Genomic DNA, 22395 nt, shown 5'->3' with positions numbered 1-22395 from the left:
TTCACATGAAACTTGCATTAATCGGGGTTGGGCAAGCGGGTGGGAAGGTGCTTGATGAATTCTTGGCGTACGACGCGCGAACTGGTGCGGATGTCGTTCGTGGGGCAATCGCTGTCAACACAGCGAAGGGAGACCTCAGGGGGCTTGACCATCTTCCTGAGAATCGTCGAATTCTGATCGGCCAGGCTCGCGTGAAGGGGCATGGTGTGGGAGCAGACAACGAGTTAGGCGCGGAGATTGCCGAGGAAGACATCGACGAGATCCAAGGGGCGCTTGACTCGGTGCCAGTCCATGAGATCGACGCGTTCCTGGTCGTTGCAGGGCTCGGCGGCGGGACTGGGTCTGGTGGCGCACCCGTGATCGCCAAGAACCTCCAGCGGATTCACACTGAACCCGTGTACGGGTTGGGGATCTTGCCCGGTAGCGACGAGGGTGGGATCTACACACTGAACGCCGCTCGGTCGCTCAAAACGTTTGTCGATGAAGTGGACAATCTCATGCTGTTCGACAACGACGCCTGGCGCAGCTCAGGCGAATCCGTCGGGGAGGGGTTCGACGCGATCAACAAGGAGTTGGTACGCCGATTTGGTGTGCTCTTCAGCGCGGGTGAGGTGACCAAGGGAAGCGACGTCGCCGAGAGCGTGGTCGACTCCTCGGAAATCATCAACACGCTCAAAGGCGGTGGTATTTCTTCGCTGGGGTATGCCGATGTCGAGGTGGATGAGCCGGAGCGGAACGGGTTGCTCTCGCGGCTCCGCGGCAATTCGGGCGTTGAGGTCGACAGCACCGAGACAACTAACCGAGTCACGAGTCTTGTCCGGAAGGCGACGCTCGGTCGGCTCACGCTGCCGTGTGAGGTGAACGGGACGGAACGGGCGTTGCTCGTTGTCGCCGGCCCGCCAGCGTACCTCAATCGGAAGGGAATCGAGCACGGCCGCAAGTGGCTCGAAGAGCAGACTGGTTCGATGGAGGTCCGCGGCGGCGATTATCCGCGACGCGGGGAGGGGACGGTCGCAGCGCTCGTGCTGCTCGGCGGCGTGACGAACGTCCCACGGGTGAAAGAGCTTCAGCAAATCGCCATCGAAGCGCAAGAGAACATTGATGAGATCACCGACGAAAGCGAAGAGCACTTCTCGGAGCTGATGGATAGCGATGGGGAGTTAGAGTCGCTGTTTTGAATATTTGATCGTGGGTGGCGCTCCATCTCCATGGACTCTACCCCGCTTGTCATTATGAGAGTGGAAAGGACGGTCGGGAGGACCATGATTAGAGTAGGTACCCCTCTACAGGATTGTCTGTTTTCCCTCAACAATATGTTCTGACTGTGACTACGACGATGTTTAACCAACAGTTCACCGATTGATTCATCACGTTGGTTAAGACTGCACCTCTATCATTTAAGATGCTCTCGCTCACGATCGCTGCAGTGAGTCACATCCTTGTGTTACACGCCCTTCAGAACGGATCGCCCACCACGCCTATCCTGCTCACCTCGTACAGTTCCACGGAGGCAATTATGATCGCTGACGATCTCGTCATAGTATGACAGAGACTCTAGACTATCTCGATGATTTCCGATCGAAAGAGCTTCTGGTACCTGGTGGTGGCTTCAAACTCGGTATTGAGTTAACCAACAAAATCCCCGGCCTCAAAAGATTGTTGGTTAATTTGAGTGAGGTAATGCATCCGGTACCTTCGTGGAGTGTCACCGATCGGATAGGTGTTTGCTTGCTGCGTGTCACCCGAACATCTATTATGCACGCGATTATATTACCGTGCACATAATGATCAACAGAGACGGTGAACTGGAGTGGCTCACGTCACATCTCTCACGGGAGGAACGACAGCTCCTCGTCCTCTACGGTCGACGGCGGGTCGGAAAAACTACGCTGGTGACGACTGTACTCGAGGATCTGGAGACAACTTCAGTATACTATCTGTGTGATCAGCGTGGTTCGCGTCATAATGCGCGGCGGTTTGCGGCTCGGTGTGCCGAAACGTTCGATGATGTTCCCCCGGATGTCGACGATTTCGAAGAGGCGTTTCAGTATCTTATACCCCGTGTTGATGGACCGTGTACCATCGCACTGGACGAGTTCTCGTATCTCGTCGCGGATGACGAGACCATCCCGTCGGTGTTTCAGACGATCGTCGACGACGTCCTCGACGAGACGGAGATCTCACTCGTGCTGTTGGGATCGTCGATCTCGATGATGGAAGAGGGTGTATTGAGCTACGAAAGCCCACTGTACGGTCGCCGCACCGGTCAGTGGGAGCTCGCTCCGCTGTCGTTTGCGGATGTTCGCGCCTTCTTCCCGAACAACGATTTACAGACGCAGATCCAGATATACAGTGTTTTGGGCGGTGTTCCCGCGTATCTCGAACAGTTCGACACAGACCGAAGCCTCTTCGAGAACATCGAGGACGCTATCCTCTCGAAAGGGGCGTTCCTCTACGAGGAGCCAGAGTTCCTGCTCCGGCAGGAACTTCGTGAGCCTGCCACGTACATGGCGATGCTTGAAGCCATTGCCGGTGGAGCGACTCGTGTCACCGAAATCGCCAACGAGATCGGCAAGGATGCAAGCAGCCTCTCCCGGTACCTCCAGAACCTCACGCAGTTAGCGATCCTCGAGCAGGAGCACCCAGTCACAGACCCAGACGGTCGCGGGTTGTACCGACTGACAGATGATTTCCTCCGATTTTGGTTCCGGTACGTGGCACCGAATCAGGGAACGCTCGAACAGGGACAAACGGAACCCGTCCGAGCAGCGATTACCGAGACGCTCCCGACGCACACGAGTCGAACCTTCGAGACCGTGTGTCAACAAGCAGTTCAAACATCCGCGTTTCCCGTGCCCTGCTCGCGCGTCGGCCGCTGGTGGTACGACGGCGAGGAGATCGACGTCGTCGGACTCAACCAACACACCGACACGCTGTTGCTCGGCGAATGCAAGTGGACGTCCACACCTCTCGATCGCGCGGTATTCGACGAACTCACAGCACTCGAATCAGAAGTCCGGTGGCATGGAGACGACCGGAACGTGAACTACGTCCTCTTTTCGCGCGCCGGATTCACCGACGAGCTGCAGACAGTCGCTGACGAGCGTCCCGACTTGTACCTGTACGGGCTAGACGAACTCGCTGCCCTGTTCAAGTGAATTACCTCACCCTCCCGCTCGTTTCACGGCTTGCCGTTGAGGGTGTCGCCAGAATTCGAAGAGTTCTGGCTGCTAACTAGATATAGATCCTAGTGGCTCAGTTGAAATCCTCTTCTTCAGACAGGTTCTCGTCCGAAACAGCTGTTCGCTGAAGAGTGCAAATGTATCGCTGTAGATTCTGCCAGATCTCGTTGATGTTCACGCGGCCCTGCTGAATACAACGTGTGAGGCTTGCAACGGCTCGATCAGTTTGAGTTGCTATAATTGGTCGGCGTAGGATACTATTTTTTCGGTGATTTGGCTCTACTGCGAGGTCTATTCCGGCTCGTCGTCAACTACACACATTTGGAGAGCCTGTCGAATATGGAAATCCTTCTCCTCGAGAGTGTCCGTCTCAAGAGCTTTCTCAAGGTGGAATTGATGTCCGTCAGTTCGCCGTGGCATATCTTCGTTTCGCATGGAGCATAGAATAAGTCTTGTCCATTATTATCAATATGAATAATAAACTTCCTGCTCAAAACGCAGTCTTAGCGAACAGCTGTTTCAGACGATAATATGTCTGAAGAAGAGGATTTCAACAGAGCCATACTAGTCTAACTGTTTCTCCCAAATGTCGCAGGTGAACTACCCCACCCTACCGCTCGGGCTGACGCCCTCGCGCTTGAGGGTGGGGCTTCCTGTTTCCACGACGCGCTTTGCATCCACAACCGAGGACACAGGGAGCGCAGTCTCCACAGGCGTTGATTCGGAGTGTCCCGCTCCTAACCGCTTCTTCACACCGCGAGAAAGAATATTCCACGCCGCGTTCGCATCTCTGTCCGCCTCGAACCCACACGCCGGGCAGGAGTGTTCGCGCACCCACAACGGTTTCTCGGTCGAAACGCCGCAGGATGCACACTCTTTCGTCGTTCCGCGCGGATTCACAGCAACGAAGTGCGTTCCTTCGCGTTCGCACTTGTATTTGAGCATCCGCAGGAACGTCCCCCACGCCGCACCTGCCCGGTTCCGCGAGTTGCCCGGTAGTTCGACCAACCCCTTTGCGTCCAAGTCCTCGACGGCCACGAACTCGTACTCCCGAGCGTAGTAGTTCGAGAGCTTGTGAAGGAAGTCGCGGCGCTTGTTCTTCAACTCGGCGTGGCGTTCTGCCACGACCTGACGCTGTTTCTCCCAATTGTCCGACCCGTGCTGTTTCCGCGAGAGGTCGCGCTGTGCGCGTTCCAAACGTTCGCGTTCGTCGGACAGGTCGAGGGATTCGACGGCGGTTCCGTCGGTGTCGTGGGCGTACTTGAGAATCCCCACGTCGATACCGACGCAGTTCTCGGGATTCTCCGGCTTCTCTGGCGGGTCGTCGGGCGTCTCGATCCCGAGAATGGCGTACCACTTCCCGGTAGGTTCTTGCTTGACCGTGACGGTCTTAATGTCGGCGTCGTCGGGGAGGTCGCGGTGGAAGGTGAGCGGGATTTCTCCGAGTTTTGAGAGCCACAGTCGCGTCCGACCGCCCGTGTTCTTGAGCTTGAAGCCGGATTGACTGTAGGTGAAACTGCGGTACTCGTCCGGTGCCTTCCACTTGAGCGTCCCGACGCGGTAGCCGTTCTCTTTGCGCTCTCGTAGTGTCGAGAGGTTGTCGTACAGCCGTTGCACGACCTTCTGTAGTACCTTCGAGTGAACGTCTTTCAGGCCGCTCCACCACTTCTTGAGACTCGGCAGGAGCTTCTGCTCGGAGTATGCCGAGGTGTCGTCGGTGCGGTTGAGTCGGTGGAGAAAGTGGTTGTAGACCTGTCTACAGGTATCGACAGTCCACACTAACTGGTCTTCGAGAGCGTCGGACGGTCGGAGTCGATACCTGTAGTTGTAGTTCACGAGCGTTCTTCGATGAGTTCGTCAAGTTGTCCGCGAACGAACGACGAGAGGTTAAGGTGGTTCTCCTCGACCCACTCGGCTTGGTCTTCGCGGATGGTGATGTTCTTCCGCCTCACTACATACGCACTATGCGTATCTGTGCGCATAGTTGTTTCGATTGCGTGGGCCTGTGGGCCGAGCGTCGAACGTGTTTGAGAACCGTGCGGCGCTGTATCCCCTCCCTACTCACTCGCTTCGCTCGTTCGTTGAGGAAGGGGCCTTAGCGCCTCAATTCAGGTAAATTAATGTTGTTCAGTCCTGTACACACGCCACCTAACTGGCTGTGGAAAGACCACCCGCCAATTAATGTTCAGGGGCCTCAGCCGGTCATTGCAACCAGTCGCATAGCAAGTGCTCACGACGTCGATTCAGCAGCGTCATCGATGAGTGAGTAGGCTTTTTCCCGAAGATCACCAGTCATATGGAGACCATGTGAGTCAATCTGTCTTATGAGATTGTACGCTTCCTCCCGGTCAAGTCCTTCCTCCACAGCCCGGACAACGACACCAACTGTCCCAGTGACTGTCGCCCCGAGACCACGAACCGTGGTACGAACACGCCGGTCATCTGAGACGACGCCGACCGGTAGATCGTCCGCGGTATAGGCTAACACAGCAGCAATCAGAGAGACGTCTCCATTCTGTTCTTCCTCACCAAGGACCTCTTTGGCTTGTTGCACTCGGTCCTGCACAGCTGGATCGGTCGTCTCAACCGCATCCTGATCGATAAACCGACTCAAATTTGTCTGCGCGGGTTCTGTCGTGATTTCATTTTGGACTGTGGGAAGGACAACAAGCTCACCAGTAAAGCTTGTAAGCTGTTCGAGTTCACCGATGGTACCGAGTGCGATGAGCGTCGTTGCATCGAGAAAAATCCGCGTCACAGCTCACGCGCAGCAGCAGCGTCAGATTCGATATCTTCTGGTGAGAGTTGGGTCGTGAGATTGTGTTCACGGGCGATCTCGAGCCATTCTGATAGACTCACTCCGGCGAGTCGGGACGCCTCGTTGACCGAAAGTTCGCCACTCTGGTATCGTTCAATGGCTACACGCCGACGGATGGATGCAAGACCCTCTGAGAGTGCTTTCCGAATGACTGTACTCTTATCTTCATCTAAGAGCTCACTGACTGCTTCAAGCTCGTCTTCGTCATCATCGGGCACTCGGGCACTGATCGAGGGCATGTATACACAGTAGTACGCTGTACTACATAAGCGTGTCTCACGTTGGAAATGATCTCTACGAGTATCCGTGTGCAAATAATTTGGACGGGTAATGGCCTCCGCTAGGAGGCGCTAGTGGCCACCAGAGACCATGCCGCCCCGTTCGGGATCAAAACGGGATACGCTCACGACAAGGTGGTACTCTGTCTCGCTACCTGGGTTACTGTCGCCGGGGTCTACTGGGTACACATCTCCGAGACGGTGCTTGCAGCCGACATCGATTAACTCTCGTCGTAATCGGGAACGAGGGTGTACAGACCGTTGCGTCGCCGACTCGCCTCCGAGCGTGTCGATCACGCACATCCACCAACGCGAGCCGTTGGGTAGGCCCGCGCTGTCCTGCAGGCGGAATCACACGTCGCGACGACTCTCTGCCAGTCCATTCTCCCTGTGTGTCGTGCGACGGAATGGTGGTTCGCAGCGTCGCTGCTCAGGTTGGCTCGTCGTCGGTCAGTAATTCGCTCACCGGCGTGCCTGGCTCATCGGCCGTCCCGCCCCACGTTTCAACGCGCCCAAGATCGCCGTCCGGTACCTCCGGTTCGTCGTCAGTGTCACCTGCTGGTTCGTGTGTCGTACGCTGGTCGGTCGTCTCGTCGATCTTGTCATCCTGTTCGGCTGGTCGGCCACCACGATTGAACTCGTCAAGCGGGAACGCGTACGCCGCTCCGCGGTATTCCTTATGAAACGTGTTCCGGCGGGTAACTCCGAACACGCCCTACAAGGGTTCGTCTATAACCCGGTCGTCGCGGGCCACCGGAGCGAGCGCGTCGAGATCTCAATCCCACAAGGGTTTGTCTGTAACCGCCGCGGCGTGGAGTGGCAGGCCGATGGGCTGGCCGTAGCGATCGGCCACGGGGATGTTACGGCGGATTTTCTGCTTCGTTCAGTCGCACCGTATTGGTGCTTGTACGCCCACCCAGACGGGGACGCGTCGCTCACTCGTCTTCGAGCGCGGCGTAGATCTCTGCGTGACGACGTCCGTCAAGCTTCCCCATCTTGAGGGCGATCTGGTGGCGTTCAGCGTCGCTCTCAGCCGCCTGATACCGCTCGTACAGTCGACGGACTTCTTTGTCGACCGTCGCCGAGGAATCGGTGCTGGACGCCATCTCTGTATTGAACGTACTCATTGTGTCCTTTTATTAATTACGGCGAGCACACGCTCGGAAATGACATCCTCCTCGCCGTGAACGGCGAGGTTTCCTCGCGTTGGGGGTATCGACTACCGGCCCACGGAGGCAACTTGCGGGTTCGTATGCTCCTCGTTGGGACGGGGAGAGCGTGATGACTCTAACCAGTCGTGGTTGTCCCACTTGAGGCATACAGGCCGTGCCATCGACCGTGTTACCGTTGTCTGCCGTTGACGAGACGCTTCGCGTCTCGTTCGCCAGCCAGAACTCGGAGAGTTCTGGTGACGTCTCAAGAACGTCTCTGACGCTACGAGGTCGGCGTGTCCCTCAAAGCCACACGGACACGTCAGCGTGTCGCGGTGGCGCGTCGTGTCCTCTGTCGAACCACAATTCGGACACTCCTGACTCGTCCACGCCTCAGACCGTACTTCCACCGAGATACCGTATTCCTCAGCGGTACACGCCAGCCGGTTCACGAACGCCCGAAACGCCCAGAAGTTGTGCGTCTTCGCGTTCGTCTCTACCGACCAGTGCGTCTCAAGCACATTCGTCAACGCCCCGACGTACACCGTCGAAACGCCTTCGTCGTACAGGCGTTCGATGAGGTCACGGGCGAGTGCGTCTTGAGCGTGGTCACGTCGCTTGGTACGTCGGTCGTACAGGCGTTGAATACGATGACTGCTGTACCGACCTTCCTCCAAGAGCGATTGGAGCCGTGCGATCTCTCGCGTCGTTTCACGGAATCGCTCGAACAACTCGCGTCCTTCGTACAGGTATTGCTGTCCGGTCGTGGTCGTGCAGGCGACGAGGTTGTTCGCACCAATATCCAGAGCGGCTTCTTCCGAAGCCAGTGGGTGTGCCAGTCGAGAATGGTCTTCGCCGATCGTGACTGGCTGAAAGGCCCTGAACGATTGTGCTTGCTCGTCGTAGAACAACTCCAACCGACCCTGCTTGTCGTACTCTTCCCAATTGGGGTCGCCACGAACTTCGAGTCGGAGCCGTTCGCGGTGTCCCAATTCGTACTCGTCTTTCAAGTCTTTGCCGACGAGAATTTCGAGACGGGAGTATTCACCCCACTCGACGGAGTACGACGTGTTACGGATGTACGTGCGAAGTTCACGTCCCTCCTCTGCATTACCCCAGAATCCGGGCTTGCCGTTGGCTTCGCCTTTCTTCCTGAGGCTGAAGAACGACTTCCACGCTTCGCGGTTCTTGCGTTCGATTTGTTGAACCGTGGACGCGCCGAGAACACCGCCGTAGCGACCGCGATACTCGCTGATTTCCCATACGTCTCCGTCTGGGTCGGCGTAGTGTTCGCGGCGCTCGTAGTTGATTTCGTTCCAGAGAGCGGCAGAAGCGTCCAACAGGCGTCGAAGCAATCCCTCGTCTTCGTCAGACTGAGGAACCACGTCAAACGTGTTGGCTCGCTTCATCGACTATTGATTGCACCGTAACGCACATAATTGTTCCGTTCGTGTGATACTGCATGGTCGCAATCCGCATCGAGTTCGATGACGACGAACAATACGAGCGGTTGAAAGCGTTGAAGAAGCACCGTGGATTGACGTGGAAAGGGTTGCTCCTTGAAGGAGAGAAGAAAGTCAGGGAGGATATCCCGGAGTAAGCGTCGAACGTGGTTTGTGAAGCGGAATGTCGGATTCACGCCCGGCCTAAAGGCTGGGACTCTCTCCTTGATTCAGGTAGTCGATGTAGCGAGCGTCGACGGACGCGCTGTTGCCCGTCCGATCTTGGACGTAACACGGGCCTCGACCACCACTGTAGAACACGGGTCCTTCGATGTCGAGATCACCCATCCGGCTTGCTATCGCCGAGAGCCTGTTGTTGACACCTGTTTCTGAGACGAACGCTTGCAGCCGACACTGACGAACACCTCGTCGTAATTGGGAACGAAGGTGCACAGATTGTTGCGTTGACAACCCGCCCACGAGTATTCGATCACGCACACCCATCAGCGCGAGCCGTTGGGTAGGCCCGCGCTGTCCTGCAGGCGGATCCGAACGTCGCGACGACCCTCTACGAGCCCGGTCACACCGTGAATGTGGATGTGGCACTGTCTTGCTTTGTGCAGTCGCTGCTCAGGTCAGCTCGTCGTCGTGCAGCAACTCGCTCACCGGTGTACCTGGCTCATCGGCCGTCCCACCCCATGTCTCAACACGCCCCAGGTCACCGTCCGGTACCTCCGGTTCCTCGTTAGTGTCACTCACTGGTTCCTGTGCCGCACTCGGGTCGGTCGTCTCGTCGACGTCGTCGCTGTCGTCGTCGGGTTCGACTGGGCGACCACCACGATTGAACTCACCGAGCGGGAATGCGTACGCGGCGGCACGGTACTGCTTGTGAAACGTGTTTCGGCGCGTGACACCGAACACTGATCCGACGAGGTCACGGTCACATCCGCGGGCGAGTGCACGCCGCACCAGTTCGTCTTCAGCGCGTTGCAACGCTAACGCGCGGTCATCGGGGACGTGCCCGCGTGCCGACGTCGCAATGTCGTCTGGGAATCCCCACCGTCCTGTCGTCGCATCCTGGTCAACAAGTTGCTCCTCGCGGCCTGTGACCAACTGGTCGAGCCCCATCAACACCCACAGGCGTTCCCGAACGGCGGTTTTTGAGAGGAGGACCTTCATCCGGATGAACACGTCATGGAACGACGCGGGCCCGATCTCATCGAGCACCTGTAGCAATAACACGTCATGCGATAACAACACGTCCATGTCGGCGTCGGTGAGCGGGGCTGGGGCATCCGCAGCGGTGGGACGGTGATGGAACCAGTTGTGACACACGCGGCACGTCACGCCGAGGTTCACCGGATCGTCTTCTGCGACATCACTCGGGTCGCGTTCGATGTGGTGGACGTGTAACGTGCCGGTGCCGCGTGGCGGGCCGCGTACCCCACACCACTGACACCGATGTTCACGATTACTCAACATGAGCGCCCGCGTCGCCGCATCCACCGTCCCCGATCCGTGGCTCTGTCTCATACCCCAGCCCCCGCGGTGTGGTGGATCGGACGTGTACGTGGCTCAGATCGTTGCTGATCGGGGTGTGGATGTCGGCTGTAATTGTGGTCGCTCTCACGGGATTTGGTGGGTGTGCAGTCCTGGTCGAGGCGTGGTGGTGCGGGCCGGGACTGTCGCTCGCTTTCCGGGCGTGTGAGGCCGACGTCGGTTCCGTGATTGGTGTGTGTGACTCTGGTGGGCTTGCCGTCGATTGTGGTGGTGCGTTCGTGTGTCGTCATTCGGTCACCTCGCGGTTTCCGGTAGGTAGTGTTGTCTGGTGGCTGTCCGGTACTACAGGATGATCCGTGGCCGGTGCTGTGCTCGGGTGGCTGGTGGGTCTGCCACGTGACAGACCCGGTCGTGGGTGGATCGACTGGTCGTCGAGCATTCGTGTGGTGTCGAGTGGGAGACATACTGTGTGTCGAAATTTCTGGTGTCTCAGTCGCCAGCGCCAAGCGTGGCCCTCGCTAGCTGGGGTGCGTCTGGTCGGGTGTCGGTGCGTCAACAGCGGCGTCGACGTCTGGTCGTGGTCGGTGCGTGCACAGACGGGTAGCGTGGACGCCACGGGTGGGGCTGTTGGATCCTCGGTGGTCCACCGTCGGTGGCCATCAACGTGGACGGCCGTCACCCGGTCGAGGGCGCGGACGTCGTTCAAGCGACGATCGTAGCTACTCGCGGAGATGTCCGCCCGTTCGATCAGCTCCGAGCGGCCGAGCGGCTGATCCGCTTGGAGGAGCGTGGCGTACAGCTTGGTGGCCGTCGGCGTCAGATCGGGTCGGAACCGCGTTGCGGGGAGTGTGGCCGCTGCGCGCTCGACGTCGGCAGGTGTGGGTGTTTGAGACTCGTTCAGCGCTCGACGGAGGCTTACCACGACATCGTACGGACACGCACTGTCGGTGGTGTCCGACAGGCCGAACGAGCGGAGACACAGCCGCACGAGCCGCTGTCGCTCGCGGGGTGTCCACTGCACGTCGTGTGTCATCGCGACCTCGTCGATCACCCGCCGAATGGCGGGATATGTCGTCCCGTCTCGAACCGGTATTTCGAGCGTTGGTGCGTGTTCGGTACCCTCCGCAATCGCCTTGCGAACGGTTGTGAGTTCCTCAGAGAGAGCCGTGCTAATAGCGTCGTGGAGCGCAGTGACGGTCGGGCCGGCAAGCACCCACGACATCGTGAGATCGAGCTGTGTGTCGGATTCGATCTTGGTGGGGAGTCGCCGGCACAGCTTCTCGGGTCGCTCTTCGAACAACATCCGGTACCCTGAGTGGACGCCGTAGACTGACTGTTTCGGGACCGTTTTCGCGAGAAACGTACAGAGGTCGTTGCGCTGCGTCGTGTTGCGTGCGAGCGCGTCAGTGTCGGGAAGTCTGATCGTCGTCGTTAGATCAACCCCTGCCGCGTGGTACAGGTGGGTAGCTGTCGCGACGAACCCGTGGAGATCCTCGAACAGGTCGCTGCGGGCAGCCGTGTCGTCACTCGTCGTGAGTTCGGCGAGACGGGTGAGAAGCCGGTCTCGAACCGTTGTGATCCGATCGCGCCACGCCTCGTAGGTTGTTTCATCATCGCTGTACCAGCCGAGTTGGTGGCCACGACGAAGGACACGCGGTGCGTCGTGTCCAAAGTCGGTGTCGTGAACCGCTTCGAACGCACGGCCAAGCCGTGATGGCGTCAGGATTGTCGAGAGTGCCTTGTCGCTGAGTAAGGCACTCGCGAGACGTCCCAGGGTGGGCAAGGGCCCACCCCACTGGAGGATGACGAGCGTCTCGTCATCGGTATGGCTGAGGTACGCAACCCGGCCGTCGTCGAACGCGTGTGGCTGATCGTCGACGAGCGTAATCCCCGTCCCGCAAGCTGTAGTAGTGAACCGGCGGTGGAGCGATTGCGGACTGAATCCCCCATCGGGCCCGGTCAGCCATTGGACGTAGTCTGCGCCATTATCTGGGTCACCCGTTGTTGCTATCCACTCATCGATCGTGGTGGGTGTGCCCGCCGTCCGGCCCTCCCGGCGGGACGACACTGTACTTGTGAAAGCGTGAGGGGTGTCAGTAAGACGCCCATCGAGCCGGCACTGATCCGGATGGACAAGTTCGTGGTCGGCGTCGAGAAAACGCTCAACAGCCGTGTCGCCGAGCGTGGAGAGTCGAACCGTATTCTGCTGACCGCGACGGTCAACTGTCACGAGGCCACGCGTTTCAAGATCGAGAACGTACCGGCTGATGGTCCCCGCCTCGAGGTCGATCGCGTGATCCTGTTCAATATCTCGGTAGCTCCGACGTCGGTCGGCATCGAGATTCCCGAGGAGACGCCGTTTCCCTGGGGTGGTGGCGAGTCCATCAAGTGCTGCCCATGCCGGATGGGTATCGTCCGTGGCCGCTGGGTAACTGCGAGTGCGGTGGCTCCCATCCCGGGACCGATCCCGGTCGCCAGTAAGACCGAGGTGAATCTCGCTCCACCGTGGGTAGCGACGAGCCAGCTCCCGTTGGAGCGCTGGCGAGGCGACGACCCGCACGTCGAACCCGTCGCCAAGCACAGCGATCGCCGCAAGTGCTCGGACACCAGTCCGCCGGTCCGTAAGTTCGGTCCACGACTCTCCGTCGAGCAGCAGTGTGAGTGTCTGCGAATGGTCGTCGAGTTCCCGATGGAGCGCAACCGGCCCCTTCATGAGGGCCCCGAGATTCCCGTTGACCGGTCCACGGCCCGTGCCGACGGACTCGACAGTGTCGGTGAGGTCGGCGTCGCGCCGCCGGTGATACGACGAGAGCGTGTCTGGGTCTCCGTCGGTGTAGATAAGCGCGAGCGACGTCATCGCGCGTGTGTACGCGACCGCTTCAGCGGTGTCATCACCCCACGTGTCCGTTGTGGTGTTCCACTCCGGGAGCGTCGTCGAGAGGATCGCCGAGCTTGCCTGCCACGGATCGTCCGTGGTGGTGTACCGGCGGATGGTCTGCTCGCTGTGTGGCCGGAGCGTTGCGAGGAGTTCTGGCACCCACTCAGTCAGACGCGGCGAGACCGCTGGACAGACGATTCCGTTGGTGGATGCGTTCGAGTTGCTGGTGGTGAGACGGACCCCTCGCTCATGGGCCGTGGGCTGGTGTGCCGTCACCAGTGATCACCAACTGGTGTGGCGGCGACCGCACTGGTGCGCAATCACCAGCCCTTCTCGCGTATCACCGTGGTGGGCAGCTGTCGATGTCCAGTCGAGTATGCCTCTCGGCAATATCGCTTCGAGGAGCGAGAGGCCGCTTGGGTGGCGACCTACCTTACTGACCCGCATTAGTCATGCCCTCCGTACGGATTGCCACCGTCAGATCGAGCGTGTTCCCGAACCGCAGTCAAGAGCGGTGTCGGCTCTCGCTGTTTCGGGTGTTTGGGGGTGCGCTCTGTCGGAGCGTCCGGATGGACGTGTGGGTCGGTTGTCGTCGGCGAACTCGTAACGACGACCGTTGGATCGAGCAGGATGTACGCTGTCGATTGTGTTTGGACGTCTGCACACGTTCCGATGTGTCCGGTGACCACGTGTTCGTGAACACCGCGCGTGAAGACGGTCGGATGCGTGTGGCTATCGGCCTCGCACATGATGTAGCCGATTTCGTATGCGGGCTCGCCCGCTGCCCGGTAGGCGTACACGGTGATTTTGTCGCCCTCGTGGAAGGAGTGCCCACAGACCTGACACGCGAGATACTCTGTGTTGAGTGCGATTCGTGCGAGTCGGCGGCTGTCTCCGATCAGCGGGTAGTCGCTGCCGTCGCTCGCCATTAGTTGTGCCCTCCTGCAGTAGTGTAGTCACGATGGCCCGCTTGCCACGCTTGACGTGCAGACAGCGTGCGGCGAGCCGATTCAGTGAGTCGGTAGTCGTTGGTGCGCGCCTGTTTGGCGACCAAGCCGCGATCGACGAGCTCGTCAAGGTTCTGGTAGAGGTGACTTTGTCTGATCGACTCGCCGTAGTAGTCGTCGAGTTCCGCCTTCAACGAGGGCGTCTTCCGGGTGTTCTCGTGGGAGAGTACCCACAGGAGGTCACGCTGAAAGGCGGAACAGTTTGCGAAGCTATTGGCTGCACACTCTGTGCTCATGCGTCGCCCTCCGCACAGTCGAGACAGACAGGGACGCCGCGCTCGGCGTCGAAGCCGTCAGCCCGCGCTGGGCAGAGCGTGCAGGTGCCGTCGGTGTTTTCGTTCGGTTCTTCGGTCGTCTCGCAGGGCTTAAACCCCGCAGTTGCCATCATCAGCATGGTTCTGTGAGTGGACACAGAACCCGCACCGGCCGGGTGTTCTAGCACCGCGGCCGGATTCCTTCACTTTCTCATTCGCCGAGGTTTCATCACTCGGGCTCCGTGATTGACACTACGAATCTGTTGGTACATTAATGTACCGGTAGATTATCAAAGAGCTATTGGTGCTTAAAAAATCTCATCGAGCATAATATGGACGAGGATGTAGGAATTTACCACATGAGATATGCTGGCGGATGGATGACTGCGGCGGATGATCGCATATTGGAGTATCTATCTGAGAACGAAACTGGGTCGCCGGCAAAAATGAAAAGAGAAGGGCCCATTCGATACTCCCGTCAGCAAATTAACCGTCGGTGTAAGCGATTGGCCGAAGAGGATCTTGTACGACATTTGGGGAACGGTGTCTACGTGATCACTGACGACGGCGAGGCATACCTCGAAGGTCGACTCGACACCGAAAACTGGCGCTATATCGATGAGGATGCCGACGAAGTGGCTGGCGACGACAATACTGACAGCGCTCCGAGCGAGAGTTCTAATTGAGATGTCTCCTAGATGCGGGTGTCCGTCCCGTGATAGGTAGCCTCAACGAGCGCGTGCTTGACCGCCTCGCGGATGATGGTGACGACACCTCGTGGGAGATCGTCCTCAAGCCTAGCTCTCCCATGAGCTATAGTTATATATTTGGGCGCTGTTCAGTGTTGGCCGACGCCGAGGCCGTTGAGCGTGAGGATCACGATATCAGATTCGACTACGTCGAGACTCACCGTTCGAACAATTTGACGATGACCCGAACGACATCGGGTGCCTACTGGCCTGATGGCTACTTCCGACACTGATCGCACTGCGCCGCAGCAGACAGTCCCCGCGGAATCGGTCGCCCGCACACACAGCGAGGCCCGTCCTGTGATTCTGACATGCACCTCATTTTGTGTGTGACGGTGATAACACTTCCTCAGCTATTCTGCTTCTGATATAATCGGGTCACTTTTGTCAATCCTCAGACACCGTCTTTATAATGTTGGCACTGAAGAGTCGTACAGCTTCAACACGCTTGTCGACACGACACTTATGCTGACATAACGAAGTTGCGGGATGCGACTGGCTGGGAGCCACAGACTTTGTTCGCCGAGGGTCTGGCGCAGGTATGTGCACCGTATCAGTAGGAACTACCTAACCAGGTGGTTTGGAACCATGGTGGGAGTTGTGTGCTGCTTCAGCTTCCCTGTTGATACTATATCAAATAATTATCTGACATAAGCTCTGTCTCTCCAGTAGCCAGCTGTGTCAGCGTGAGCCTTTCAAAGACCGAAATGGGCCTGCAAGGGTCCGATTCTGTGGGTTCCTCTCCGGCTGGGATAAACTGGTGAAACGCAGTGTTCTCGTTGTTGATTTCTGTAGAGGAAGTTTCATATACGCGGCCGTTAAGAAGTGTATAATTGCAGATTCTGCATAGATGGCATCTACAATACACCAATCATCGGTTGAACAGAATGGAGCGGCTGCTGATCGCGAACTCAATGCTGATGAGTTGCTCGTTGGCTGTGACTCGGAGACTACTCCCCAGCTGTCTGTCGTGATGCCGACACTGAACGAAGAAGCCGGCATCCGAATCTGTATTGAATGGATTAAAACGGCAATCGAAGACCTCCAGGTTCCTACTGAGATCATTATTAGTGATTGTTGTGAGGTGATCGAATGAGTAATAGCAAACTGAGCCGGTCACAACCGTGTTCCCAAGATCGCGAGGCAGAGACCCCCGGAATCGGAATCATTGCGAATGAAGATAACGGTGAGCAGGTCGCACGAACAGTTCTTCGAGCAAACGATCGGGGATACGACGTATTAGTCGCCTCCACAGATGGGTCGGACAGCGAAGCGGTAGAGTTCGCAGATCAGTTGGGTGCAACGGTGGTGTCCACTAAAGAGCCGAAGGATGCTGAGGATCTCAAAAGGGGTTTCGAAGACACCGCGAAATCACTTGGCTTGTCTGGCATCATTCTACAGTCGTCAGCGAAATCACGCATCGATTACGACCGAAGTAGAGATGAACTCGACGACGCAGGATTCAGCGTCGAAGCTGTACCCGTCGACAATTCTGCTACGGAACTACAATCGATCTCGAAGGGACAGTCTATCGCTGCGATCATTCCCGCCTACAACGAAGCCGATAGCCTTCCGGAGGTCATCACCGCAACTGCTCCGTACGTCGACGACGTATTCGTCATTGACGACGCCAGCACAGACGACACCGAGGCGGTGGCCCGAGAGCACGCTGATGAAGTTGTCAGCTTGCCCAAAAACATGGGCGTCGGTGGTGCCGTAGATACGGGCTATCGGGCTGCGATTCGGTCTGGCTATGATATTGTCATCCAGATTGATGGGGACGGCCAACACGATCCGTCCTACATCCCAAAGATGCTCGAAACCATGGAGGACCGCGACGCTGACATGGTGATCGGCAGTCGCTGGTTGAACGACAGCTACCAGGACTACAGTCTCGTGCGTCGGATGGGAATCAAGTTCTTCACTGCGGAGGTGAACGTGTTAGGAGGGGTGGATATCACCGACGTGACGAGTGGGTTCCGAGCGTATCGGGCGTCGATGCTCGACGATCTGGGTCGTCCAGCAAACAGCCACTGGGCACTGGAACAGACGCTGGAGGCTGGACGCAAGGAGTACATCGTTGAGGAGATCTCCGTACCGATGCCACCGGATACCGATGGGTCGCAGTTCGATATCGAAACCTTTGCTAAGTACCCGCCGCGAATGATGCTCACAACGCTGAAAACGCTCCTGCTCCGATGACTCTGATTGGCCTGCGACCGATTCACGTAATCGGGATGGTGCTTGCGCTGACGATGTTCTATCAGAGTTTCCGGCTCGTTCGATCTGGGAAGGGGAGTGTTTTCGAATTTCTCCTCTGGTCCTGTTTCGGAACAATGCTGTTTGCTCTGTCGCTTGGAGACGTGGTGACGCTTCTCCGCGTGTATGAGGCGATGGAAGTGATACTCGCTGTGCTCGGATTTGGTAGTGGTCTTACTGGGCTGCTTGTTCTTTCTAATCTCGCTCTGTTGATGATGTTGTTTTATACGTTCGTTAAAGTCAAGACCAACCGAAAAGAGCTCTACGACTTGAATCAAGAGATTGCGCTCTCACAGTTTGAGAATAATCGAGACTAATTATTCAGAATTCGCGTTTTCTACTCAAAAATAGCGTGTGTTTGATTTATTGAGTGTGGTTCAAGTATATCCAGATCAAAAGAACGTATAGACTGAGTCAGCTCTGTGGAAATCCTATTCTTCAGACACTGAAACAGCTGTATGCTAAAGACTACGTACCGATTAGTATTCTTTATCAGGTGGAAGTAACAGACTCCCTATAATAGTCCTTAGATTCGTCTTTTCGGGCTTAATCGGATTCGTGTTTGTGATGATTCTGCCTATGCTGGGGCGATCTAGGCACTAGAAGTCTACTTCGATCCGGAACAAAACAGCATATTTCTCTCAGACGACTACGAGCTACCGGATAGTCAGTAATCCCACTGTTCTGAGCGATCGAACACGCAAAATCATCAACTACTGAGGATTTCAACAGGGCCACTGAGTCCAATATTACACTGACCATGCCACGTCCTCTGGGCCGCTGTATATTCGATAGATAAATTCTATACTTTTTCCCCTAATCAAAGCATTCTCTGTTCTTATTTTGACACCAGGTTTATCCGATGGTTATATCTTTCTGAAGCCGCAGAGGGTGATATGGGTAGACTTAGTATCATAATGGGGACAACCTAATTATACTATGGACCTTCGAGATAACCGTCGATTGTCTAAAATTTTATTATCGATCTCTAGCTTAGTCTTTACAATTGGCGTACTCAAAGCAACACACTCTCCACCTCAAGGTTACGAATTATCTATCTATTCAGCTACGCCCAGAATATTTTGGATTGGTTGTGCACTAATTATCTTAAGTTCATTAATTGTTGTATTTGTATTAACTGAATATGAGGCTATTGGAGAAATACTGTCCATTAGTGCAACCTTAGCTATAATTGGCTTACCAGTTGTGCGAGGGTACTTTTTCGTTAGTGAAGCAGATGCAATGACTCATTTAGGGGCAATCAAGGATTTAAAAAACACTGTTACGGCTGGTGAGGAGATCTTTTATCCTCTCTCTTATATTTTAACATTATCTATATCTGGCATTACTAGATATAGCATTGAATATAGTATGCAAGTTGTCCTCCTAGTTTTTGTTGGTATATTTATTCTCGGAACTATTGGATTGTTTAATCAAGTTATGTCTAATAATATAAATAGGCATATTGGAATATTTTCAGCATTACTTTTACTTCCTGTAGGGAGAAATGGAGTCCATTTTGCACCAAATACCTTGGCAAGGATGTATTTACCATTCTTGTTATTATTATTGTTGATGCATATATCAACAAGAAAACCCATACGGTACGTTGTTCTTTCACACATTTTTTCACTAGGGCTACTATTCATCCATCCTCAAATATTTTTGCTATATTTAGTAATTTCTATCTCATTCTCGCTTTTAATGTATTTAGATCTTACATCTATACTAAGTGGCCTGTACTTAAATAAAAATACGGTATTAGCTCTTGTTTTATCCAATGGTGTATTATTGGTTTTTTGGATACTTCGTTTCGACACATTTCAAAATGCGTTCCAGAGTTTTGTATTAGGCTTAATAAATCCTTCACCAGGTGCGGAGACCGCTTCAGGGGTCAGTTCTTTATTGCTGGCAGGAGGATCCCCCATCATCGTTTTATTAAAGATATTCTTTACAGAAATAACATATATTGTTATATCTACAGCGGTGATTCTCCTTACTATTAAATATCTATATTATAATGTCCTTTCTTCCAAACCCGTTCATAGTAGTGCCTTAGTTTCCTTGTGCTTTTGGATACTCCCTATTTTCATTCTATTTGCGATAACTCTCGCAGTATCGCAAAACTATACAAGATACTTTACAGCTTCTATGCCCATCGTAACTGTGTTAGGTGGTGTTGGACTTTCTATATTCATAGTAAATAGAGAAAAATATAGGAGCTACTTTTCTATTATATTCATTATTCTTATTCTACTATCTGTTACAACTTTTTTCCCATCTCCATATATTTACCAAGCAAATACACAAGTACCGGAGTCACAATTTTCAGGGTACGAATCTGCATTCAATTATGCTGATCAAGATACAAATTTTGTCCGAGTGCGATCTCCTGTGTTTCGATATATAGACGCCCTTAGGGGTGAGAGAACCAGTAACTTTCGACAATTCACTGGTGACAGGTGGAGAGCAACTGTTCCGTACCATTTTGCAGACCAATCTCTATCGAGCCATTATGATAATAAAACATATTTGGCAGTAACTGCAACTGATAGGAAAAGAGATCCGGTTGCGTACAATGGAATTCGATATTCGTCAGACGACTTTAATTATCTTGAAGAAAGTAATAATATAAATAAAGTGTTAACTAACAACGGGTTTGATTTATATTATGTTAGGTAGATGTTCTTGGACCCTACTTGGGATTTTGCTATAGATACTAGTGATTCCATCAGCAAAGAAACTAAGCACATACATTATTGGTGGTGTCATAGAGATCGGGTATTTTTTCGCTGCCAAAATAGCGTGTTTCCGGCAGTTTGAATATTCTCCTGAAATAGCAGCATATTTTGACAGTGTAATGTATCTTTTTGAATGTGCTTTTCTTTTAAATCTAATCCCAAAATTGTTTAATATATATTCGTGTTTATTTAGAATCTCTCCTTGAGAATCATGTTGCTCTTCCCAGCTTCTATTTGATATCCTTTCAATGTCATTGTCATCATTATACGTTACTAAAGGCTCACTTATGATATAAAAATCACACACCTTTGCAAGTCGTATATACCACTCTAGATCTTGAGAGCTCGATAGACGAATATCGGGTAGTCCAGCATCTTTAATTGCTGATCTTTTGACTAAGATCATAGAAAATCCTCCAATACTATTTTCAGATAAAAGAAAAGACTTCATCAGTTGCTTACCTGATGTCTGTTTAGGTATTATTGTCTCACCACTTTTTGTTCTGTATCCAACTGTAACTACCCCTACAGATGATTCTGAGTGAGTAATAGCTTTAATTTGCTTCTCGATCTTGGTATTATCCCACAAATCATCATCATCAAGAAATGCGAGGTAGTCCCCTTCAGAACTCAATATACCTCTAATCCTTGACCAGTTGGCCCCTTGATTACTGTTATTACTTATTAATTTTATATTTTGTGGATGTTCCCGTAAACAATTTTCTATATTATAATCTGAATCGTCATCAATTATAATTATTTCTATATTATCATAAGTTTGATTGACTACTGAATCGATTGCATCTGCTAATAAATCTTTTCTATTATGCGTTGGAATTACAACTGAAACGAGTGGATTGTGATTTGACATCCAATTGCGATAGAATAGTCCACAGCTAATTATGATTTTGTCGATCGAAGTTGTATAAGAAGAACGCACATTAGTTTCGTATTTATAACCCTTCAAAATCTATCTCAATCACGTCTGGGTCAGGTGACTCAACGTCGTTTCTACGCTGAACGTCAACCGAAATACTCTCACCCGGCCTTGTTTACACGCTCCCGACAATGTGGGTTAGTGTCTGTATCGGCAGAACAGGATCCGTCTGAGAGCCTCTCTGTTCGGTTTTACTCCTCGGGTACGCCGTTTCGTCCGATCTTTACCGCATCTAAATAAGGGCCCTCTCACCCTTTCTGTCTGGTCGTGTAAAGTTAGAGGATGAGGCGTTCGACTTTAGAGTGCTTATGACCGAAATCGAACGCTTCAGCGAAGGTATCGCGTGTTTTGACTTGTCGTTTGTGGAGCGAGGTCGAACACCGCGCTGGGCGATTGAAGAGGGTATTTATTATCACTTAAATGGCACTGTCTAGTTAAGCCAGTTTGAGAAGTGAGCAGTTCGTTGGTTTCGGTGTTCATGCTCAACCAAGAACTGCTCACTGAGACGCTCGAGACGGCGAATCTTGAATTTTGGGAGCGTGAGCGGACGGCGACGCCCGTTAGGGCGTTCGCCGTCCGGCTCCACGTGACCGGTTGTTCTCTCAGAGAAACACAAGAGATTCTTCTCCTCTTCGGCGTTGAACGGTCTCATCAAGCGATCTTTTAGTGGGTACATCGAGTTGCCGATAGCATTGGCGACCCGCCGACGGCAAAGCCGTCAAGGGTCGCTGTTGACGAAACTGCTATCAAAATTAATGGTGAGCTGTCTTGGCTATATGCTGCAATAGACATCGAGACAAAGTTGATTCTCGATATCCAATTGTTTGGACGATATGGCACCGATCCAGCGCTGCGTTCCTCGCTGGTCTCCGTGAGAAACACGATCCCTCCTACGCCACGTTTCTCGTCGATCAATTCAGTTACCGGACTGCCCTCTCTCGATTAAAGTTGAACGGTCAGGTTGACTACACCGACCGAAACCTAATCGAAAAGTGATTTCACACCCTCAAAATGCGAGTTGACCGTTTCCATAACTCGTGGGTGGGCAGTCGGGCAAGCGTCCGCAAATAGCTTGAGCAGTTCGTACACTACTATAATCATCAGCGGCCGCATCAATCACTTGACGATCGAACACCAGCTGAGGAGGTGCTAAACTAGACAGTACCGATATTATAACTTGATCGGTTTTTTGCCAGTTC

20 protein-coding genes and 2 pseudogenes are annotated in these 22395 nt (G+C 54.0%); 12 read left to right on the top strand and 10 right to left on the bottom strand.

Annotation, left to right across the window (positions count from 1 at the left end; all coding sequences use genetic code 11):
- The first annotated feature begins 5 nt into the window (after nt 1-5).
- Nucleotides 6-1178, top strand: coding sequence for a tubulin/FtsZ family protein (locus tag C468_RS00150; protein WP_049911734.1), 1173 nt, complete (start codon nt 6-8; stop codon nt 1176-1178).
- Nucleotides 1179-1784: 606 nt separating this feature from the next.
- Nucleotides 1785-3158, top strand: a complete 1374-nt coding sequence (locus tag C468_RS00145; protein ID WP_008846822.1) for an ATP-binding protein — start codon at nt 1785-1787, stop codon at nt 3156-3158.
- A 624-nt stretch (nt 3159-3782) separates the two neighbouring features.
- On the opposite strand, the gene C468_RS00140 is transcribed toward C468_RS00145, so the two are convergent.
- The 3 genes from C468_RS00140 to C468_RS17050 form a co-directional block, all read right to left on the bottom strand.
- On the bottom strand, nt 3783-5018 hold the full coding sequence (locus tag C468_RS00140) for an RNA-guided endonuclease InsQ/TnpB family protein (RefSeq protein WP_008846821.1): 1236 nt from the start codon (nt 5016-5018) through the stop codon (nt 3783-3785).
- Nucleotides 5019-5412: 394 nt separating this feature from the next.
- A complete protein-coding gene (locus C468_RS17055) occupies nt 5413-5940 on the bottom strand; it encodes a hypothetical protein (RefSeq protein ID WP_008846820.1) in 528 nt (175 codons plus the stop codon).
- On the bottom strand, nt 5937-6239 hold the full coding sequence (locus C468_RS17050) for a UPF0175 family protein (protein ID WP_008846819.1): 303 nt from the start codon (nt 6237-6239) through the stop codon (nt 5937-5939). Before C468_RS17050 ends, C468_RS17055 begins: the two co-directional genes overlap by 4 nt.
- Nucleotides 6240-6353: 114 nt before the next feature.
- Here C468_RS17050 and C468_RS18315 point away from each other — a divergent pair, with 114 nt between their 5' ends.
- Complete coding sequence (locus C468_RS18315) at nt 6354-6503, top strand: hypothetical protein (RefSeq protein ID WP_161609705.1); 150 nt, start codon at nt 6354-6356, stop codon at nt 6501-6503.
- A 710-nt stretch (nt 6504-7213) separates the two neighbouring features.
- Here the strand turns inward: C468_RS18315 and C468_RS18430 are convergent.
- A complete protein-coding gene (locus tag C468_RS18430; RefSeq protein ID WP_152422811.1) occupies nt 7214-7405 on the bottom strand; it encodes a hypothetical protein in 192 nt (63 codons plus the stop codon).
- A 92-nt stretch (nt 7406-7497) separates the two neighbouring features.
- Entirely contained in the window at nt 7498-8838 is a 1341-nt protein-coding gene (locus C468_RS17045; protein WP_008846816.1) for an IS200/IS605 family transposon protein TnpB, read from the bottom strand.
- 53 nt (nt 8839-8891) lie between these two features.
- On the opposite strand from C468_RS17045, the gene C468_RS18425 reads away from it, so the two are divergent.
- On the top strand, nt 8892-9029 hold the full coding sequence (locus C468_RS18425) for a hypothetical protein (protein WP_008846815.1): 138 nt from the start codon (nt 8892-8894) through the stop codon (nt 9027-9029).
- A 472-nt stretch (nt 9030-9501) separates the two neighbouring features.
- Here C468_RS18425 and C468_RS00125 read toward each other — a convergent pair whose 3' ends face one another.
- From C468_RS00125 to C468_RS00110, 4 genes are all read right to left on the bottom strand, one after another.
- Complete coding sequence (locus C468_RS00125) at nt 9502-10404, bottom strand: HNH endonuclease signature motif containing protein (protein ID WP_152422810.1); 903 nt, start codon at nt 10402-10404, stop codon at nt 9502-9504.
- Between the two features lie 253 nt (nt 10405-10657).
- A complete protein-coding gene (locus C468_RS00120) occupies nt 10658-13408 on the bottom strand; it encodes a hypothetical protein (RefSeq protein ID WP_008846813.1) in 2751 nt (916 codons plus the stop codon).
- A gap of 287 nt (nt 13409-13695) precedes the next feature.
- Nucleotides 13696-14178 (bottom strand): hypothetical protein, encoded by a 483-nt coding sequence (locus C468_RS00115; RefSeq protein WP_008846812.1) that lies wholly within the window; start codon nt 14176-14178, stop codon nt 13696-13698.
- The gene (locus C468_RS00110; RefSeq protein ID WP_008846811.1) at nt 14178-14492 is read right to left on the bottom strand and encodes a helix-turn-helix transcriptional regulator; all 315 of its coding nucleotides are present in this window, start codon (nt 14490-14492) and stop codon (nt 14178-14180) included. Before C468_RS00110 ends, C468_RS00115 begins: the two co-directional genes overlap by 1 nt.
- A gap of 377 nt (nt 14493-14869) precedes the next feature.
- Here C468_RS00110 and C468_RS17040 point away from each other — a divergent pair, with 377 nt between their 5' ends.
- The 6 genes from C468_RS17040 (at nt 14870) to C468_RS17775 (ending at nt 20200) form a co-directional block, all read left to right on the top strand.
- Nucleotides 14870-15196, top strand: a complete 327-nt coding sequence (locus C468_RS17040; RefSeq protein ID WP_008846810.1) for a MarR family transcriptional regulator — start codon at nt 14870-14872, stop codon at nt 15194-15196.
- Between the two features lie 29 nt (nt 15197-15225).
- Entirely contained in the window at nt 15226-15492 is a 267-nt protein-coding gene (locus C468_RS00105; RefSeq protein WP_008846809.1) for a hypothetical protein, read from the top strand.
- Between the two features lie 617 nt (nt 15493-16109).
- On the top strand, nt 16110-16355 hold the full coding sequence (locus C468_RS17780) for a hypothetical protein (RefSeq protein WP_241430943.1): 246 nt from the start codon (nt 16110-16112) through the stop codon (nt 16353-16355).
- Complete coding sequence (locus C468_RS17035) at nt 16352-17461, top strand: glycosyltransferase family 2 protein (RefSeq protein WP_080510540.1); 1110 nt, start codon at nt 16352-16354, stop codon at nt 17459-17461. Before C468_RS17780 ends, C468_RS17035 begins: the two co-directional genes overlap by 4 nt.
- Nucleotides 17458-17835, top strand: a complete 378-nt coding sequence (locus C468_RS00095; RefSeq protein ID WP_008846807.1) for a DUF2304 domain-containing protein — start codon at nt 17458-17460, stop codon at nt 17833-17835. Before C468_RS17035 ends, C468_RS00095 begins: the two co-directional genes overlap by 4 nt.
- A gap of 622 nt (nt 17836-18457) precedes the next feature.
- Nucleotides 18458-20200, top strand: coding sequence for a hypothetical protein (locus C468_RS17775; protein WP_152422808.1), 1743 nt, complete (start codon nt 18458-18460; stop codon nt 20198-20200).
- On the opposite strand, the gene C468_RS17030 is transcribed toward C468_RS17775, so the two are convergent.
- On the bottom strand, nt 20183-21130 hold the full coding sequence (locus C468_RS17030; protein ID WP_008846806.1) for a glycosyltransferase family 2 protein: 948 nt from the start codon (nt 21128-21130) through the stop codon (nt 20183-20185). The two genes, C468_RS17775 and C468_RS17030, sit on opposite strands and share 18 nt — an antisense overlap.
- A gap of 374 nt (nt 21131-21504) precedes the next feature.
- Here C468_RS17030 and C468_RS19375 point away from each other — a divergent pair.
- A pseudogene (locus C468_RS19375) lies at nt 21505-21599 on the top strand (IS6 family transposase); the annotation flags it as partial.
- 75 nt (nt 21600-21674) lie between these two features.
- Nucleotides 21675-22354: pseudogene (locus tag C468_RS00090) on the top strand (IS6 family transposase).
- Nucleotides 22355-22395: the final 41 nt, after the last annotated feature.

The sequence above is a fragment of the Halorubrum kocurii JCM 14978 genome, assembly GCF_000337355.1.
Lineage (GTDB): Archaea > Halobacteriota > Halobacteria > Halobacteriales > Haloferacaceae > Halorubrum > Halorubrum kocurii.
The sequence above is the reverse complement of the archived record's forward strand: the minus strand, read 5'-3'. Positions and strand labels throughout refer to the sequence as shown.

Bases quoted from the DNA above. Each gene is read 5' to 3' on its own strand.
- C468_RS00145 (WP_008846822.1), top strand. From the start codon at position 1,785: ATGATCAACAGAGACGGTGAACTGGAGTGGCTCACGTCACATCTCTCA.
- C468_RS17045 (WP_008846816.1), bottom strand. From the start codon at position 8,838: ATGAAGCGAGCCAACACGTTTGACGTGGTTCCTCAGTCTGACGAAGAC.
- C468_RS17035 (WP_080510540.1), top strand. From the start codon at position 16,352: ATGAGTAATAGCAAACTGAGCCGGTCACAACCGTGTTCCCAAGATCGC.
- C468_RS00115 (WP_008846812.1), bottom strand. From the start codon at position 14,178: ATGGCGAGCGACGGCAGCGACTACCCGCTGATCGGAGACAGCCGCCGA.
- C468_RS17030 (WP_008846806.1), bottom strand. From the start codon at position 21,130: ATGTCAAATCACAATCCACTCGTTTCAGTTGTAATTCCAACGCATAAT.
- C468_RS17050 (WP_008846819.1), bottom strand. From the start codon at position 6,239: ATGCCCTCGATCAGTGCCCGAGTGCCCGATGATGACGAAGACGAGCTT.
- C468_RS00150 (WP_049911734.1), top strand. From the start codon at position 6: ATGAAACTTGCATTAATCGGGGTTGGGCAAGCGGGTGGGAAGGTGCTT.
- C468_RS00125 (WP_152422810.1), bottom strand. From the start codon at position 10,404: ATGAGACAGAGCCACGGATCGGGGACGGTGGATGCGGCGACGCGGGCG.
- C468_RS17775 (WP_152422808.1), top strand. From the start codon at position 18,458: ATGGACCTTCGAGATAACCGTCGATTGTCTAAAATTTTATTATCGATC.
- C468_RS00095 (WP_008846807.1), top strand. From the start codon at position 17,458: ATGACTCTGATTGGCCTGCGACCGATTCACGTAATCGGGATGGTGCTT.
- C468_RS00110 (WP_008846811.1), bottom strand. From the start codon at position 14,492: ATGAGCACAGAGTGTGCAGCCAATAGCTTCGCAAACTGTTCCGCCTTT.
- C468_RS17780 (WP_241430943.1), top strand. From the start codon at position 16,110: ATGGCATCTACAATACACCAATCATCGGTTGAACAGAATGGAGCGGCT.
- C468_RS18425 (WP_008846815.1), top strand. From the start codon at position 8,892: ATGGTCGCAATCCGCATCGAGTTCGATGACGACGAACAATACGAGCGG.
- C468_RS18430 (WP_152422811.1), bottom strand. From the start codon at position 7,405: ATGAGTACGTTCAATACAGAGATGGCGTCCAGCACCGATTCCTCGGCG.
- C468_RS17040 (WP_008846810.1), top strand. From the start codon at position 14,870: ATGAGATATGCTGGCGGATGGATGACTGCGGCGGATGATCGCATATTG.